This window comes from Neorhizobium sp. DAR64860/K0K1 (assembly GCF_050500205.1).
In the GTDB taxonomy this organism is placed as follows: Bacteria; Pseudomonadota; Alphaproteobacteria; order Rhizobiales; family Rhizobiaceae; genus Neorhizobium; species Neorhizobium soli.
The window spans coordinates 2412983-2428062 of the sequence record NZ_CP191459.1; the positions used below are offsets into that span (position 1 = coordinate 2412983).

12 protein-coding genes and 1 tRNA gene are annotated in these 15080 nt (G+C 60.5%); 11 read left to right on the forward strand and 2 right to left on the reverse strand.

Annotated elements, in window-relative coordinates:
* Nucleotides 1-156 precede the first annotated feature (156 nt).
* From ACQY1J_RS16450 to ACQY1J_RS16480, 7 genes are all read left to right on the forward strand, one after another.
* The gene (locus ACQY1J_RS16450; RefSeq protein WP_092661536.1) at nucleotides 157-2049 is read left to right on the forward strand and encodes an ABC transporter ATP-binding protein; all 1893 of its coding nucleotides are present in this window, start codon (nucleotides 157-159) and stop codon (nucleotides 2047-2049) included.
* Nucleotides 2046-3965, forward strand: coding sequence for an ABC transporter substrate-binding protein (locus ACQY1J_RS16455; RefSeq protein ID WP_430250344.1), 1920 nt, complete (start codon nucleotides 2046-2048; stop codon nucleotides 3963-3965). Before ACQY1J_RS16450 ends, ACQY1J_RS16455 begins: the two co-directional genes overlap by 4 nt.
* On the forward strand, nucleotides 3965-4963 hold the full coding sequence (locus tag ACQY1J_RS16460) for an ABC transporter permease (protein WP_430250345.1): 999 nt from the start codon (nucleotides 3965-3967) through the stop codon (nucleotides 4961-4963). Before ACQY1J_RS16455 ends, ACQY1J_RS16460 begins: the two co-directional genes overlap by 1 nt.
* On the forward strand, nucleotides 4960-6138 hold the full coding sequence (locus ACQY1J_RS16465; protein WP_113109646.1) for an ABC transporter permease: 1179 nt from the start codon (nucleotides 4960-4962) through the stop codon (nucleotides 6136-6138). The genes ACQY1J_RS16460 and ACQY1J_RS16465 overlap by 4 nt, the downstream gene beginning before the upstream one ends.
* Before the next feature lie 57 nt (nucleotides 6139-6195).
* Nucleotides 6196-7401, forward strand: coding sequence for a glycosyltransferase family protein (locus ACQY1J_RS16470; RefSeq protein WP_174195793.1), 1206 nt, complete (start codon nucleotides 6196-6198; stop codon nucleotides 7399-7401).
* A gap of 87 nt (nucleotides 7402-7488) precedes the next feature.
* Nucleotides 7489-8739 carry a glycosyltransferase gene (locus ACQY1J_RS16475; RefSeq protein ID WP_430250346.1) on the forward strand — a complete coding sequence of 417 codons (1251 nt, stop codon included), beginning with the start codon at nucleotides 7489-7491 and terminating at the stop codon, nucleotides 8737-8739.
* A complete protein-coding gene (locus tag ACQY1J_RS16480) occupies nucleotides 8736-9902 on the forward strand; it encodes a glycosyltransferase family protein (protein ID WP_430250347.1) in 1167 nt (388 codons plus the stop codon). Before ACQY1J_RS16475 ends, ACQY1J_RS16480 begins: the two co-directional genes overlap by 4 nt.
* A gap of 59 nt (nucleotides 9903-9961) precedes the next feature.
* Here ACQY1J_RS16480 and ACQY1J_RS16485 read toward each other — a convergent pair.
* Nucleotides 9962-10038, reverse strand: a tRNA-Pro gene (locus tag ACQY1J_RS16485).
* Between the two features lie 284 nt (nucleotides 10039-10322).
* On the opposite strand from ACQY1J_RS16485, the gene ACQY1J_RS16490 reads away from it, so the two are divergent.
* Entirely contained in the window at nucleotides 10323-10682 is a 360-nt protein-coding gene (locus ACQY1J_RS16490) for a hypothetical protein (RefSeq protein WP_062453565.1), read from the forward strand.
* Nucleotides 10683-10718: 36 nt separating this feature from the next.
* Here the strand turns inward: ACQY1J_RS16490 and ACQY1J_RS16495 are convergent, their stop codons facing one another.
* Nucleotides 10719-12047 carry a capsular polysaccharide biosynthesis protein gene (locus tag ACQY1J_RS16495; protein WP_430250348.1) on the reverse strand — a complete coding sequence of 443 codons (1329 nt, stop codon included), beginning with the start codon at nucleotides 12045-12047 and terminating at the stop codon, nucleotides 10719-10721.
* A 230-nt stretch (nucleotides 12048-12277) separates the two neighbouring features.
* Between ACQY1J_RS16495 and ACQY1J_RS16500 the strand changes: the two genes are divergently transcribed.
* From ACQY1J_RS16500 to ACQY1J_RS16510, 3 genes are read left to right on the forward strand one after another with little or no spacing between them, the layout of a single operon-like run.
* Nucleotides 12278-13048, forward strand: a complete 771-nt coding sequence (locus tag ACQY1J_RS16500; RefSeq protein ID WP_092661526.1) for an ABC transporter permease — start codon at nucleotides 12278-12280, stop codon at nucleotides 13046-13048.
* A complete protein-coding gene (locus ACQY1J_RS16505; RefSeq protein WP_092661524.1) occupies nucleotides 13045-13704 on the forward strand; it encodes an ABC transporter ATP-binding protein in 660 nt (219 codons plus the stop codon). The genes ACQY1J_RS16500 and ACQY1J_RS16505 overlap by 4 nt, the downstream gene beginning before the upstream one ends.
* A gap of 2 nt (nucleotides 13705-13706) precedes the next feature.
* Entirely contained in the window at nucleotides 13707-15056 is a 1350-nt protein-coding gene (locus ACQY1J_RS16510; RefSeq protein WP_092661522.1) for an RkpR, polysaccharide export protein, read from the forward strand.
* Nucleotides 15057-15080 lie beyond the last annotated feature (24 nt).

Consider the following 15080-nt stretch of genomic DNA (forward strand, 5'->3'; position numbering starts at 1 on the left):
TGGCGCAGATGTCAACCGACATGCAGGGGGGCGCATGATAGGGACGATCGGCAGCGGGGTTGCTGCAATGGACAGGTGCACGAGCGTGCGCTACCGTGTTTTGCAATCGATCAATCTTACCTCTCTGCTCCATTCTCCGGGAGCCGGACTTCATTGATGAACCCACCGAAGGAAGTTCTCCGCATCGAAGGATTGAACGTGTCGTTCCCGGTCTGGGGCGGCGCGATCCAGGCGGTCCGGAATCTCAGCATGCGGATACGCCCGGGCCAGGTCACGGCACTGGTGGGCGAAAGCGGTTCCGGCAAGTCGGCTCTCGGCCGCGCGATCATGGGGATCGAGACCGACGTCGCCAAGATTTCCGGGCGCGCGGTGTTCGACGATCCAGCGACCGGCCAGTCCGTCGATCTGATTGCGCTGCCCCGCGACGGGCGGCAGATCCGCGCGATCCGCGGCAGCCGCATCGGCATGATCTTTCAGGAACCGATGACCTCGTTCTCGCCGATCCACACGGTCGGCAACCAGATCGAGGAAAGCCTGAAAATCCATACGGCGATGTCGCCTGCGGAGCGGCGCGAGGCGAGTGAGGAGACGTTGTCTCTCGTCGGTTTCGACAATCCTGCCCGCGTGTTCGACATGTATCCGTTCGAGCTTTCCGGCGGCATGCGCCAGCGTGCGATGATCGCGATGGCTCTGGTCTGTCGCCCGGCGCTTCTGATCGCCGACGAGCCGACGACGGCGCTCGACGTGACGATCCAGGCGCAGATCCTCAAGCTGCTGCAGGAGCTGCAGGCCAAACTCGGCATGGCAATGCTTCTGATCACCCACGATCTCGGTGTCGTCGCCTCGATGGCCGATGAAGTGGTGGTGGTCTATCGCGGCGAGGTCATGGAGGCTGGCTCGGCCTCGGACATTTTCCGCAATCCGCAGCATCCCTATACGAAGGGGCTGATGGCAGCGGTGCCGGATTTCGACAGGCCACGCGAGGAGCGCCTGAAGCCGCTGCGCGAAATCAAGGTGGATACGGTTGGCCTGATGGGACGGCGCAAGAGCGAGAAGGTCCTCCCCGAGATACTGCTGTCGGTCAACCACGTCACCAAGAGCTTCGTCACCAAGAAGGGTGCAGGCTTCGGTTTCGGGGCAAAGCCCGAGCGGACGGTGGCAGTCAATGATGTGAGCTTCGAGATCCGCCGCGGCGAGACGCTCGGGCTCGTGGGCGAAAGCGGCTGCGGCAAGACCACGCTCAGCAAGATCCTGATGCGCGGGCTGTCGGTCGATCATGGCAGTGTCGTCTATAACGGTGAAAACGGTCCGGTCGACGTGCTCAACTGCGAAGGCGAAGTGCTGGACGATCTGCGCACTCGGCTGCAGATGGTGTTCCAGGATCCGGTCTCATCACTTTCGCCGCGCATGCCGGTTCGCAGCATCATTCGCGAACCGCTCGACATCCATGACCGCGGCCCGCTCGCCAAGCGGCAGGAAGCGGTGCGCCGGCTGATCCATGCGGTGGGCATGCCCGAAAGCGCGCTGATGCGCTATCCGCATTCGTTTTCCGGTGGCCAGCGCCAGCGCATTGGGATCGCGCGGGCGCTTGCTCTCGGGCCGGATCTGGTGATCTGCGACGAACCGGTTTCGGCGCTCGACGTGTCGATCCAGGCGCAGGTGCTGAACCTGATGAAGGACCTGAAGTCCGAACTCGGGCTGACCTATCTGTTCATCTCGCACAATCTGGCTGTCGTGAACTACATGGCAGACCGGGTGGCGGTGATGTATGCGGGGCGGATCGTGGAGATCGGCCCCTGCGAAACGATCATGCGGGCACCTGTTCATCCCTATACGAAGAAACTGCTGGCCGCCGTGCCTCTGCCGAGCCTCGACCACAAACTGGATTTCGAGACGATCGGCACGCCGACGGCATCGGCCATGAAGATCTGGGGCAAGCAGTTCCTCGACGAGAAGGATAGCGACCAGCTGACCCATGTGGATCTCGGCGGCGGGCATCTGGTTCTTGCCCGCACCAATGTCGATGCGCGGGAGCTTGTGGCAGGATGACGATTTCCAGACGGCATATGCTGGCCCTGTTGGGCTCGGTCGCGGGTGCAACCGCAATCCCGGCGCGGGTGTTTGCGGCCTTTAGCCAGTCCGACTATCTGGCGCAGATCCCGACCGAGACGCCGCTGCCTCCCATCGAGGAGCGTCTGCCGAAGACGCCGCGCGTCCTCAACCTTGCAGAGCGCGGGCTCAAGCCCGGACGTTACGGCGGTTCGATGCGGATGCTGATCGGCGGCCAGCGCGACATCCGCTTCATGCCGATCAACTGTTACGCCCGGCTGGTGGGATATAATTCCGACCTGAAGCTGGAAGCCGATATTCTGGAAGCCTACGAGGTCGAGAACGACCGCGTCTTCACCTTCCGCTTACGCGAAGGCCATAAATGGTCGGACGGGAGCCCGTTCACGGCCGATGATTTCCGCTATGTCTGGGATGACGTTTTTCACGAAAAGAAGCTCGCCAAAGGCGGACCGCCGGCTGGGTTGATGATCAACGGCAAGCCGCCCCGGTTCGAGGTGATCGATGCGCGCACCGTGCGCTACAGCTGGGACGATCCCAATCCGGATTTCCTCGCCGACCAGGCCTCGCCTTCGCCGATCCGGCTGATGTTCCCCGCTGCCTACATGAAGCAGTTCCATATGCGCTACCAGACGAAGGAGCTGCTGGCACAGCATATCGCCCGCGAACGCGTGGACGACTGGGCGGCGCTGCACCAGAAGATGTCGCGCGTGGTGCGGCCGGAAAACCCGAACCTGCCGACGCTGGATGCCTGGCGCAACCGCACGGCGCCGCCGGCCGAGCGCTTCGTGTTCGAGCGCAACCCCTATTACTACCGCGTCGACGAAAACGGCTTGCAGCTTCCCTATATCGACAAGGTGATGCTGGACGTGTCTTCCGCGGACCTGATCGCCGCCAAGACCGGCACCGGCGAGAGCGACCTGCAGGTGACCAACCTCGATTTTGCCGATTACACGTTCCTGAAGAATGCCGAGCAGCGCTACCCGTTGAAGGTGGATCTGTGGAAGCGGACGCAAGGATCGCGCATGGCGCTGTTTCCCAACCTCAACTGCAAGGATGAAGGCTGGCGCAACCTCTTCCGCGACGTGCGCTTCCGGCGTGCGATGTCTCTTGCGATCAATCGCGGCGAGATCAACAAGGCGGTGTTCTATGGTCTAGCGACCGAGAGCGCCAATTCGATCCTGCCAGACAGCCCGCTGTTCAAGCCGGAATACCAGAAGGCCTGGGCGGCTTTTGATCCTGATCAGGCGAACCGGCTGCTCGACGAGATCGGTCTTGCCATGGATGATAGTGAGGGCCTGCGCCGCCTGCCCGATGGCAGGCTGGCAAAGATCATCATCGAGATCACCGGCGAAAGCACGTTCGAGACCGATGCCTTGGAACTGATCGGCGATCAGCTGCTGCAGGTCGGCATCAAGATCTACCCGCATGTGGCCCAGCGTGAGCTTCTGCGCCGGCGGGTGAAGGGCGGCGATGCGATCATGTCGGTCGGCGGCGGCCTCGACAATGGCGTACCAACTGCCGACATGGCGCCGAAGGAACTGGCACCGACCAGCGATGACCAGTTGCAATGGTCGATCTGGGGACTGCATGCGCTTTCCGGCGGCAGCGACGGCAAGGCGCCTGATCTTCCCGAGGCAAAGGCGCTGCTGGACCTTTACAGTGAATGGCGCAAGGCGGAAGGCTTCGATCAGCGGACGGATGTCTGGCACAAGATGCTGGCGCTGTTTACCGACCAGGTCTTTACGATCGGCATTGTCAACGCCACGCTGCAGCCCGTCGTGCAATCGTCCAAGCTGCAAAACGTGCCGTCGAAGGCGCTCTACGGTTTCGACCCCACATCCTATCTCGGCGTCTATCTGCCGGATGCATTCTGGTATGACGAGGAAACTGCCTGATGTTCCGCTACATTATCTGGCGCATCCTCGTGATGATCCCGACGCTGGTGCTGATCTCGATGCTGATCTTCACGATCATCGAGCTGCCGCCGGGTGACTACTTCGAAAGCTATGTCGAACAGCTGAAGGCGATGGGCGAAAAGGCCGATCTTCAGGAGATCGAAGACCTGCGTGCCCGTTACGGTTTCGATCAGCCTGAGCCGATCCGCTACCTCAACTGGGTGGCCAGCATGATGACCGGCGATTTCGGTTATTCGTTCGAATACCGCATGCCTGTCACGGATGTGGTCGGTGACCGGGTGTGGCTGACGATCCTCGTTTCCACCCTGACCATCATCATCACCTGGGTTCTCGCCTTCCCGATCGGCGTCTATTCGGCCACCCACCAGTATAGCTGGGGTGATTACGGGCTGACGCTTCTTGGCCTGATCGGTCTTGCCGTTCCCAATTTCGTGCTGGCCCTCGTTCTCATGTATCTCGCCAACATCTATTTCGGCACGTCGATCGGCCATCTGATGGACGCGCAGTACATGTCGGAATCGATGAGCTGGGCGAAGTTCAAGTCGATCCTCGAGCATATCTGGATCCCGGTGCTGATCATCGGTACTGCCGGGACGGCCGGCATGGTGCGGCGGCTGCGGGCCAATCTTCTGGATGAACTGCACAAGCAGTATGTGATGACGGCGCGTGCCAAGGGCCTGCATCCGTTCAAGGTTCTGACCAAGTATCCGCTGCGGATGTCGCTCAACTTCTTCATCTCCGATATCGGCTCGATTCTCCCCTCGATCATTTCAGGGGCTGAAATCACCGCGGTGGTGCTTTCGCTCGAGACCACCGGCCCGATGCTGATCCGCGCCCTTCAGAGCCAGGACATGTATCTTGCCGGCTCGTTCCTGATGTTCCTCAGCTTCCTTACTGTTATCGGCGTGCTGATTTCAGACATTGCGCTTGCGATGTTCGACCCGCGCATCAGGCTTCGCGGCGGGAGAACCAAATGACGGTGATCGACAGCAGCGACGCGGGCAAGCTGCCGCATTACGTCCGCGAGGGGGCGTTCGACCCTTACGAGATCGAGCGCGATGCCGATGGCGGCGCGCTGAAGGTTCACGAGGCATCGCAGCTGCAGCTGATGTGGTGGCGCTTCAAGCGGCATCGGCTGGCGCTGATTTCCGGCATCCTTCTCCTCATCGCCTATCTGATGATCGTGGTCGTCGAGTTCCTGGCGCCCTACAAGGTGCATACCCGCAATATCGACTTCATCTACGCGCCGCCGCAATCGGTGCATCTGTTCCACGAGGGCAACTTCGTCGGTCCGTTCGTCTATGGCCAGAAGATGGATTTGGACATGACGACGCTGCGGCGGAACTATTCCGACGACACGGCCGATGTGCAGAAGCTGCGCTTCCTCTGCCAGGGCGATCCCTACCGGTTCTGGGGCGTGGTCGAGATGAGCACGCATCTGGTCTGCCCCGCAGAAGGCGGCCAGTTCCACCTGCTCGGCACCGACCGGCTCGGCCGCGACATGCTGTCGCGCATTCTCTACGGCGCACGGATTTCGCTGACGATCGGCCTGCTTGGCGTCGCCACAAGCTTTATCCTCGGTATCGTTATCGGCGGCATCGCCGGCTATTGGGGCGGCTGGTTCGACACGGTCACGCAGCGCATCATCGAGGTGCTGCAATCGATCCCCAGCATTCCGCTATGGCTTGCGCTTGCCGCCGTCATGCCGGCCGACTGGAGCCCGCTCGTCATCTATCTCGGCATCACCTTCATCCTCGGTCTGCTCGACTGGACAGGGCTTGCGCGCGCGGTGCGCTCGAAACTGCTGTCGTTGCGCGAAGAGGACTACGTGCTTGCCGCACAGCTGATGGGCGCTGGAAGTACCCGCATCATCGGGCGGCACCTCATCCCCGGTTTCATGTCTCACCTGATTGCCAGCGCGACGCTGACAATCCCGGGCATGATCCTTGGCGAGACGACGCTGAGCTTCCTCGGCCTCGGGCTTCGCCCGCCGATCACAAGCTGGGGCGTTCTTCTCACAGAAGCGCGAAGCGTCAGCGCTATCGCACTTTATCCTTGGCTGCTGCTGCCGGTCGTGCCAGTGATATTCGTCATACTTGCCTTCAATTTCCTCGGTGATGGTCTTAGAGATGCGGCAGATCCATATAAATAGTGACTGCTGCTTCAAGCCGCTTTGTCAGCCACTTCGTTGCCGGTAGGAGTTTCGGGCATGCCGCGACATTTGAATAATGCCCGCATTCTCATGTACAGCCATGACACGTTCGGGCTCGGTCACCTGCGGCGGTGCCGCACCATCGCTCATTCGCTGGTGGAGAATTACCGCGGCGTGCAGGTGCTGATCATTTCCGGCGCGACGATTGCCGGTGCCTTCGATTATCGCGCCCGGGTGGATTTCGTGAAGATCCCCAGCGTGATCAAGCTGCACAATGGCGATTACACGTCGATGGACCAGCATATCGATCTGGCCGAGACGCTGAAGATGCGCCATTCCAGCATTCGCCATACCGCCGAAAGCTTCGAGCCCGACATCTTCATCGTCGACAAGGAGCCGCTTGGCCTTCGCGGCGAAGTGGAGGACACGCTGGTCTATCTGAAGACCAAGGGCACACGTCTGGTGCTCGGCCTTCGCGACGTGATGGACGCGCCGCATCTGCTCAAGGCCGAATGGGAGCGTCACGATACGCTGCGCAAGATCGGCCAGCTCTATGACGACGTGTGGGTCTACGGCCCGCCGGAATTCCACGATCCGCTCGAAGGGCTGGATGCGCCGGCATCCGTGCGCAAGAAGATGCATTTCGTCGGCTTCCTGCAGCGTAAGGTAACGTCCGGTGCCGTGCCGGAAACCGATGCGGACGAAGATTACCTGCTGGTGACGACCGGTGGCGGCGGCGATGGCGCAGACCTGGTGCGCGACGTGATTGCAGCCTATCAGGCCGATCCGGCGCTGACCTACAAGACGGTGATCGTGCTTGGGCCCTACATGCCGGCCGAGCAGCGCGCCGTCTTTACCGAAGCCTGCAAGGACGATCCGCGCCTTGAGGTGATCGAGTTCGACAACCGCATGGAAGACCGGATCGCCGGCGCCAAGGCGGTAATCGCCATGGGCGGCTACAACACCTATTGCGAGATCCTGTCATTCGACAAGCCGGCGCTGATCGTGCCGCGCACGCAGCCGCGCGAGGAACAGCTGATCCGTGCAACACGCGGCGCGGAGCTCGGTCTCGTCGACATGCTGTCTGCCGACGACAGTGCCGATGCCACGAAATTTGCAGCCGCGATCAAGGCGCTGTGGAAGCGCGACCCGCCCTCGGTGACGGCGCCCGGCCTGCAGATGGAAGGCCTGCCGCATATCGGCGAGATTGTCGAAGGCTGGATGAAGAACAAGGGACGCCACCTTGCGATTGCGCAAGGCTAACACGCCCTCTCCTGACCGGACGCAGCCCCGGATGCAAGATCGCCCGGATGTAAAAGCGCTGCGCATTTCTGCTGGAACTGCTTTGACATGACCAACAAGACCATCGTCGTGCTGCTGAAAGGTTATCCGCGGCTCTCGGAAACGTTTATCGCCCAGGAACTGCTGGGGCTGGAACGGGCAGGCTTTATCCTGAAGCTGGTGGCCATGCGCCGCCCGACCGACAAGAAGCGGCATCCCGTGCATGACGAGATCAAGGCGCCGGTCAGCTACCTGCCGGAATACCTGCATGAGGAACCGGTGCGGGTGGCTAAGGCGCTCAGGAAGGTCGTGACGCTGCCCGGTTTCGGCTCGGCGCTCAAGGCGTTCCTGCGCGACCTGCCGCGGGATTTGTCGCGCAACCGTTTCCGGCGGTTCGGCCAGGCTGCTGTTCTGGTGGCGGAATGGCCTGATGATGCCGGCTGGCTGCATGTGCATTTCATTCACACGCCGGCAGCCGTTGCCCGCTACGCAAGCCGCATGAGCGGCATTCCCTTTACCGTTTCGGCACATGCCAAGGATATATGGACTTCAGAGCCCTGGGATCTCTCCGACAAGCTTGACGAGGCCGATTGGACGGTGACCTGCACCAAAGCGGGCCATGAGCGGCTGCAGAGCCTTTCCGCGCGCGACAACGTGCATCTGAGCTATCACGGCCTGGATCTCGACCGGTTCCCGCATTTCGCAGGTACCCGCCCTGCCCGCGACGGGCGCGACCCGGATGATCCGGTGAGGATCGTCAGCGTCGGCCGGGCGGTGAAGAAGAAGGGCTATGATACGCTTCTGAGGGCGCTGGCGCTGCTGCCCAAGGAGCTCGCCTGGCGCTTTACCCATATCGGCGGCGGCGATGAGCTTGTGCCCCTCAAGGCACTGGCCGAAGACCTTTCGATCGCATCCCGCATTACCTGGAAGGGTGCGCTGGACCAGCGCGAGGTGCTGGAGCATTACCGCGACAGCGACCTTTTCTCGCTCGCCTGCCGGATTACCGCCGATGGCGATCGCGACGGCCTGCCCAACGTGATGGTGGAAGCCGCAAGCCAGAACCTTGCCGTGGTGGCGACCAATATTTCAGGCATTACCGAACTTTTCGTCGATGGGGAAAACGGACTGCTGGTTGCGCCGGAAGATCCGGTGGCGCTGGCGGCAGCGCTCGAAAAAGCGATCCGCGAACCTGACCTTCGCCAGCGCCTGGGTCAGGCCGCCGAGGCGAAGGTGCGCCACGACTTCGACCACCATACCAGCATTGCCGACCTCAAGCGGCTGTTCACCAAGAGCTTTGCAAGCCTGGAGACCCACCGATGAACAACGGTACCTCGATCGGCAAGGGCCGGCGCGTCCTGTTCTATGTGCAGCACCTGCTGGGTATCGGCCATATCGTTCGGGCAAGCCGCGTTGCCACGGCACTGCAGAGCGCCGGGTTCGACGTGACGCTGGTGACGGGTGGCACGCCGGTGAAAGGCTTTCCGCCTGCAGGCATGGCGCATGTGCAGCTGCCGCCGGTGGTCGCCTCCAATAGCGGATTTTCATCGCTTAGCGATGCCACGACCGGCGAGCCAGTGGACGAGGCTTTCCAGGCCCATCGCACCGGCCTGCTGCTCGATCTCTTTCACGACCTGAAGCCTGATGTGGTTATCACCGAGGCCTTTCCCTTCGGTCGCCGGCAGATGCGGTTCGAACTTCTGCCGCTGCTGGACGCGATCAGGTCTGCCGAGCCAAAGCCGCTGCTTCTCGCCTCCGTGCGCGACATTCTGCAGGAGAACCGCAAATCCGGCCGCGACGACGAGACGATTGCCCTGATGCGCGATCATTTCGACGGCGTGCTGGTGCATGGCGATGCGGGCTTCGTGAAGCTTGAGGAGACGTTTCGCAGGGCGTCGGAATTTGCGGGCAAGATCCATTATACCGGCCTCGTCGCACCCAACACGCCCACCCCCTCGCCCGACCGGTTCGCCGTGCTGGTATCCGCCGGCGGCGGCGCCGTCGGTGCGGGGCTGATCGGCGCGGCCCTGGAAGCCGAGCGCATTCTCAACGACGGCCGCAGCTGGTGCGTCATCACCGGGCCCAATCTTCCCGCGGAGGATTTCGACCGTATTTCGGCAGAGGCCGGCTCCCGCGTGACGGTCATCCGTTTCCGCCCCGACTTCCCGTCGCTTCTGGCAAATGCCCAAATCTCTGTCTCGCAGGCCGGCTACAACACCGTCTGCGACCTGTTCCGCACCACCTGCCGGCCAGTCCTCATCCCGTTCGCGACCGGCGGCGAGACTGAGCAGACTGTGCGCGCCGAAAAGCTCAAAGCGCTCGGACTTGCGCAAGTGGTGGACGAGGCATCGCTGACCGGCCAACCACTGGCAGAGGCCATCCAAAAGGCGAGCGAGGTCACGGGCTTTCGGGAACTGCCGTTTTCTCTGGATGGTGCGGAGAGGTCGGCGGAGATTGTGGCGGGGATGCTGGATGGGCGTGGATGAAACGCGCTCTTGTGAAGTGAGATTTTTCGGGAAGGAGCCTCGCGGGACAAGGGTCAAACTGGTCGGAGTGAGAGGATTTGAACCTCCGACCCCGTCGTCCCGAACGACGTGCGCTACCAGGCTGCGCTACACTCCGTGACCAGTGGCGCCTCTATAAACCGGCATTTTCCGTTGCACAAGCGTGTGCTTTGAAAAAATATGAGGTCTCGTGCAGGCCTGATCACCGCTTCAAACACCTCGAGAACAAGGCGTTGCAAAAAAGCGGCTCGGATGAAAATTGAGAGCTGTTTGGAAAGATGATGTCGCGACAGGCAGCGGAAATCTGTTAGTGCGAGATCAAAGCTTTGCCCATCTCAAAAGGCCTGCCTGGCAGGCATTGTCTGGGGCGATCACCACATGCAAGAGGATTTGTTGAAGATTATGAGCCGCCGCCTGTTCCCCTTGACCGCCGTTCTCGCGGTAGCGCTTTCTGCATGCACCACTGTCAGCGTTGCCAGCAGCCCGATCAACACCTACTGGACCGGCCGTTCGGCTGGCGAGTTCTTCGCCAAGTTCAGCCCACCCTTGAGCGATGTCGATAGCGGCAGCTCGACGATCTACAACTGGCGCGGCGGCTATACCCGCATCAAGCTTGCAAACGGCAAATCGGTGAGCGTCAGCTGCTCGGCCAAGGTCACCGTTTCCGAAAGCTACACGATCCGTGACATCACCATCACCGCAGATCGTCCCGGCTCCACTGGCCCAAGCTATTGCGAAGAACTGCTGCTGCCGAAGAAGTAAATGGAACGGGCATCGCCGTCACTCGGCGATGCCCGCTCAACGGCTCTCCCCATCGAGGGGATAGAGGATCCGTCCGAGGCGTCTCAGCCACGGATTGGATAGCTCGTGGAAGAACAGGATCGGGTTCCGGCGGAAATCGCGCGCATCCTGCTCTGACCCCGCCTTAGCAATTAGCCAAGCAATCGGCACGGTCAGCAGATGCCGCCAGCCGAACAGGCCATAGGCCCCCCTCATCGCGAAGCCCGGCCGCGCCGGCATCGGTACTTCCCTGATTTGAGTTTCCGGCATGCCCTTTTCGCGCCACTGGAGCGCCAGCGCCAGACAGGTTTCGAAATCGATCTGGGTTCCATCGACCGGATTGAAATAGCGCGGATAGAGAAGATAGGCCGCGGCGAACAGCTGTTCGATAGTAAGCCTGCGGCCCCGCCGCGGGTTCGGCTGCCGATCGTCGGTCAGGCCCCACCCGGCATAGAACGGACATCCGGCCAGCGTCACGGGAAGGCCCCGCAGCAGCGCTTCGAAACCTGCGAGCGACGTGATGGCGTAGACATGATCGGCGCGCGCGAGAAGCTCCGGGAGCGACACCGGCGCGGAGACAATTGTTGCGAGATCGGTGACGTCGGACGGATCGGACCGCTGCGCCCGGACACCGTTCAGAACATCGGGATGCGGCTTGTAAAGGATTTCGGCATCCGGGTTTTCCTTGGCTGCCAACCGCACGAGGTCGTTGTTGGTAAACGGACGATCGCAACCGAAGCGGATCGACGCGTCGTCCTCCACCTGGCCGATAACAAGGATGCGACGTTGCGCCTGCACCACAGCATCGGCCGGTACAGCCCTTGCCGCCAGGAGATCTGCTCCTGCGCCTTGTCGGGCAGCGGCATTGTATTTGCTGAGGCCGGACCGGAGCAGAAGATCGATGCCGGCCCTTGCCCGCTCCATCAGATCAGGGTCGGCATCGAAATCATAGCTGTTCAGGATATCTTCGAGATCGGAGGGCTGGCGGCTGTCGAAATAGGGCGTGCGGCTATCAAGTGTGAGCGAGAACGGCAGGCTCTTGCTGGCATTGCCGACCAGCGAGCGGATAAACCCGTCTTCCAGAAACACGACCTGGATATGGTTGGAATGCGCGAATTCCAAGATGGCATCCGAGACATTCCGGCTCCAGACCAGCAGGGTCGCGCCGGGTGTTGCGAGGATTAAGTCCTGCCAGTCTCGAACAAACGTGAGATCGCTCAGGTAAAGCGGCAGATACTGAAAGCTCGAATGCGGAAAATAGGCCTCCAGCATCCCCCGCTTCCAGCGGCGGATATGCACCGCAAACACGTGTCGTCCGTCAAGACCCGGCACTCCAGCGGCAATCATCCTCGATTGGGTTCCTTCGTTGGGTGTGTTGGTGTTGGTGCGATGGGTAAGGTCTACGGGAATGGTTGGTGGAGGTCACTAGGTCAACAGGGATCGCTGGCACGCCTTTCAATCGGCATGATTCGAACCACTGGCGTATTCCCTTCAAATGACATATTTTAGGTGCAAGAACATGCCCTGCGGCGGCGTGGCAAGTCCAGTTTCAACCCGCGAGCAAATCACGAGGTCGTTTGTACTACTTTACGTCCCACTTGCGCGTCGTGACAGCTCTCGTCATCCGAGAGATGTCGACCCGGTTCGGAAAGAACCCGGGCGGATACCTGTGGGCGCTGCTTGAGCCTATCGCCTATATCGCGTTCATGTCGCTGATCTTCATGGCGATCGCGCACAAGCCTGCACTGGGAACCAGTTTTCCGCTTTTCTTTGCCAGCGGCTTTGTCTGTTTCCAGTTTTATTCGGCAATGGCTGGCTATCTGAACAGCGCCGTCAATGCCAACCGGCCGTTGCTGAGCTATCCAAATGTTGCTCCGATCGACACGATCGCGGCCCGCTTCTCGTTGCAGTTCTGCACGACCTGCGTCGTTGCAATTTGCATCATTGCACCGCTGATCATGCAGCTGAAAACGACGCCGACGATCCGGTTGTCACCGATCCTGACAGCGATTAGCCTCGGCAGCCTCATCGCGCTCGGGCTCGCGCTCGCCAACAATGTGCTGTTCCAGCGATTTCCACTGTACGACAAGATTTTCGGCATCGTCAGCCGGCCGCTGTTCCTGATCTCAGGGATTTTTTACCTACCGGATTCACTGCCACCCGTGGCGCGTGATGCCATTCTGATCAACCCGATTGCACATCTTGTCATGCTGTTTCGGACCGGACTCTATCCAGAATATCGGGCGATAGGCTTCGATCTGGACTATCTCCTCCGCGTCACGACCGTCTTGCTGTTCGCAGGCATGGCGATATTCACCATTTCGAGAGGCGTGTTGAGAGCACGATGATAAAGCTGGACAAGGCCACGAAACGTGTCCGGATGAAGGGCGTTTCGAAGACGATCATAGACAATGCGAGCATCGTGATCCCGCGTGGCAAGAGCGTGGGACTGCTCGGCCGCAACGGCGCCGGAAAATCGACCCTGCTGCAGATCATCGCCGGGACGCTGGATCTCGACTCTGGCAAGGTCACCCGGCAGGGGAAAATTTCGTGGCCGCTTGGGTTCGCGGGCAGCTTCCAGGGCAATCTTTCCGGCGAACAGAATGTCCGCTTCGTTGCGAGGATCTACGGGGTCGATACGGAAGAACTGGTGGCCTATGTCGCAGAATTCGCCGAGCTCGGCTCCTTTTTCCAGGCGCCGGTGCGCACGTATTCATCGGGCATGAAAGCCCGCCTCGCGTTCGGCGTCAGCATGGGCGTCAAATTCGATTATTATCTCGTCGACGAGATAACTGCGGTTGGAGATACGAATTTTAAACGGAAATCGAAGGAAACATTCAAGGAGCGTTTAAGCGCTTCGGATGTTATCATGGTTTCCCATAGTGCTGGCACGCTTCGTGATTACTGCGAGACTGGAATCGTGCTGGAAGACGGCAAGCTGACGTATTATGATAAACTTGAAGACGCCATCACGGTGCACGAAAACAATATGAAGAGGCATTGACGTTGGACAACGCGCAACAGAAGATCGCCGGTGCATCCGACAACAGGATCGAACCCGAGCTGCGCCAGCCGCGACCGGTGCCAAAGAACCTTGTTCTCCTTCAGGGACTGCTGGAACGCCCGTTCAAAGCTCCTGCTACCCCTGTCCCGCCACCGGAGCCGGAAGTCGTTGCACCCGAGCCGAGTTCAGATGTGGTCTCGACGAGTGCCGCTGTCGGCAAGACGCGCCTGCTGAAAACAAGACATTTCGTGATCGGCGCCAGCTTTGTTCTAGCGGTAGCTGTCCCTACGGCCTTGAGCTCGCTCTACATGGCGTTCGTCGCGGCAGACCAATATCACAGTTCATCGTCATTTTCTGTGCGCAGCATCGAGTCGGCCCAAGCTTCCGACCTGATGGGCATATTCGGACAGGCATCGAGCGGCAGCACCATCTCGGACTCCTACGTTCTGCTCGACTTCATCCTGAGCGAGCGCATGGTGCAGGCCATCGACGAGGCGTTCGGAATAGACAAGATCTTTGCGCCACGGGGATCTGACTTTTTCTACGGCATTTCGAAGGATGCGCCGATCGAGGACAAGCTCGACTACTGGCGCAATATGATCAGCGTCAATCTCGATCATACATCCGGTATCATGAACCTTCAGGTTAAGGCGTTCTCGGCCGAGGATTCGCAGCAGATTGCCAATTTCGTGATCACCCAGAGCGAGAAGCTCGTGAACGAGCTTTCCCTTTACGGCCGTACCGAAGTCCTGAAAGTGGCGCAGGAGGAAGTTAGCACGGCGGAAAACAGGCTTGCCGGCGCCAGAGAAGCCCTGCGCGACTATCGTGATTCGTCCCAGGAAGCTGATCCGGTCGAAGGTGCAAAGCTTGCTGCGCAGTTGATCGGCTCGCTTGAACAGCAACTCGTCCAGTTGCGCACGGACCTGTCCACAGCATTGACACAGTTGAGCGAAAACACGCCGCGCGTCCGAGTGCTGCGGTCGCAGATCACCAGCCTCGAATCCCAGCTTAACCGGGAACGGCAGCGTTTCGGTAGCGGTACCGCGGCCGGAAAGCAGGGCCGCAGTGCTACGGGCTCGGATGTTGCCGGTCGTATCCAGAAGTATGAGACACTGCAGACCAGTAGCGAATTTGCTGAACGTGCCTACACGTCATCGCTCGCCAGCCTCGAGAAGGCGCGGCTCGATGCAAACGCGAAGCAGCGCTACTTGGCCGTCTTCATTCGTCCAAGCCTCTCGGAAATGGCGCAGTATCCGTCCCGCGTACTGAACTCATTCCTGGTTCTGATCGGCAGCTTGCTTCTGTGGGGCGTGGTGGTGATGGGGTATTACAACATCCGCGACAGGAACTAGGCCTCGCCTATCTCCTAAATACGG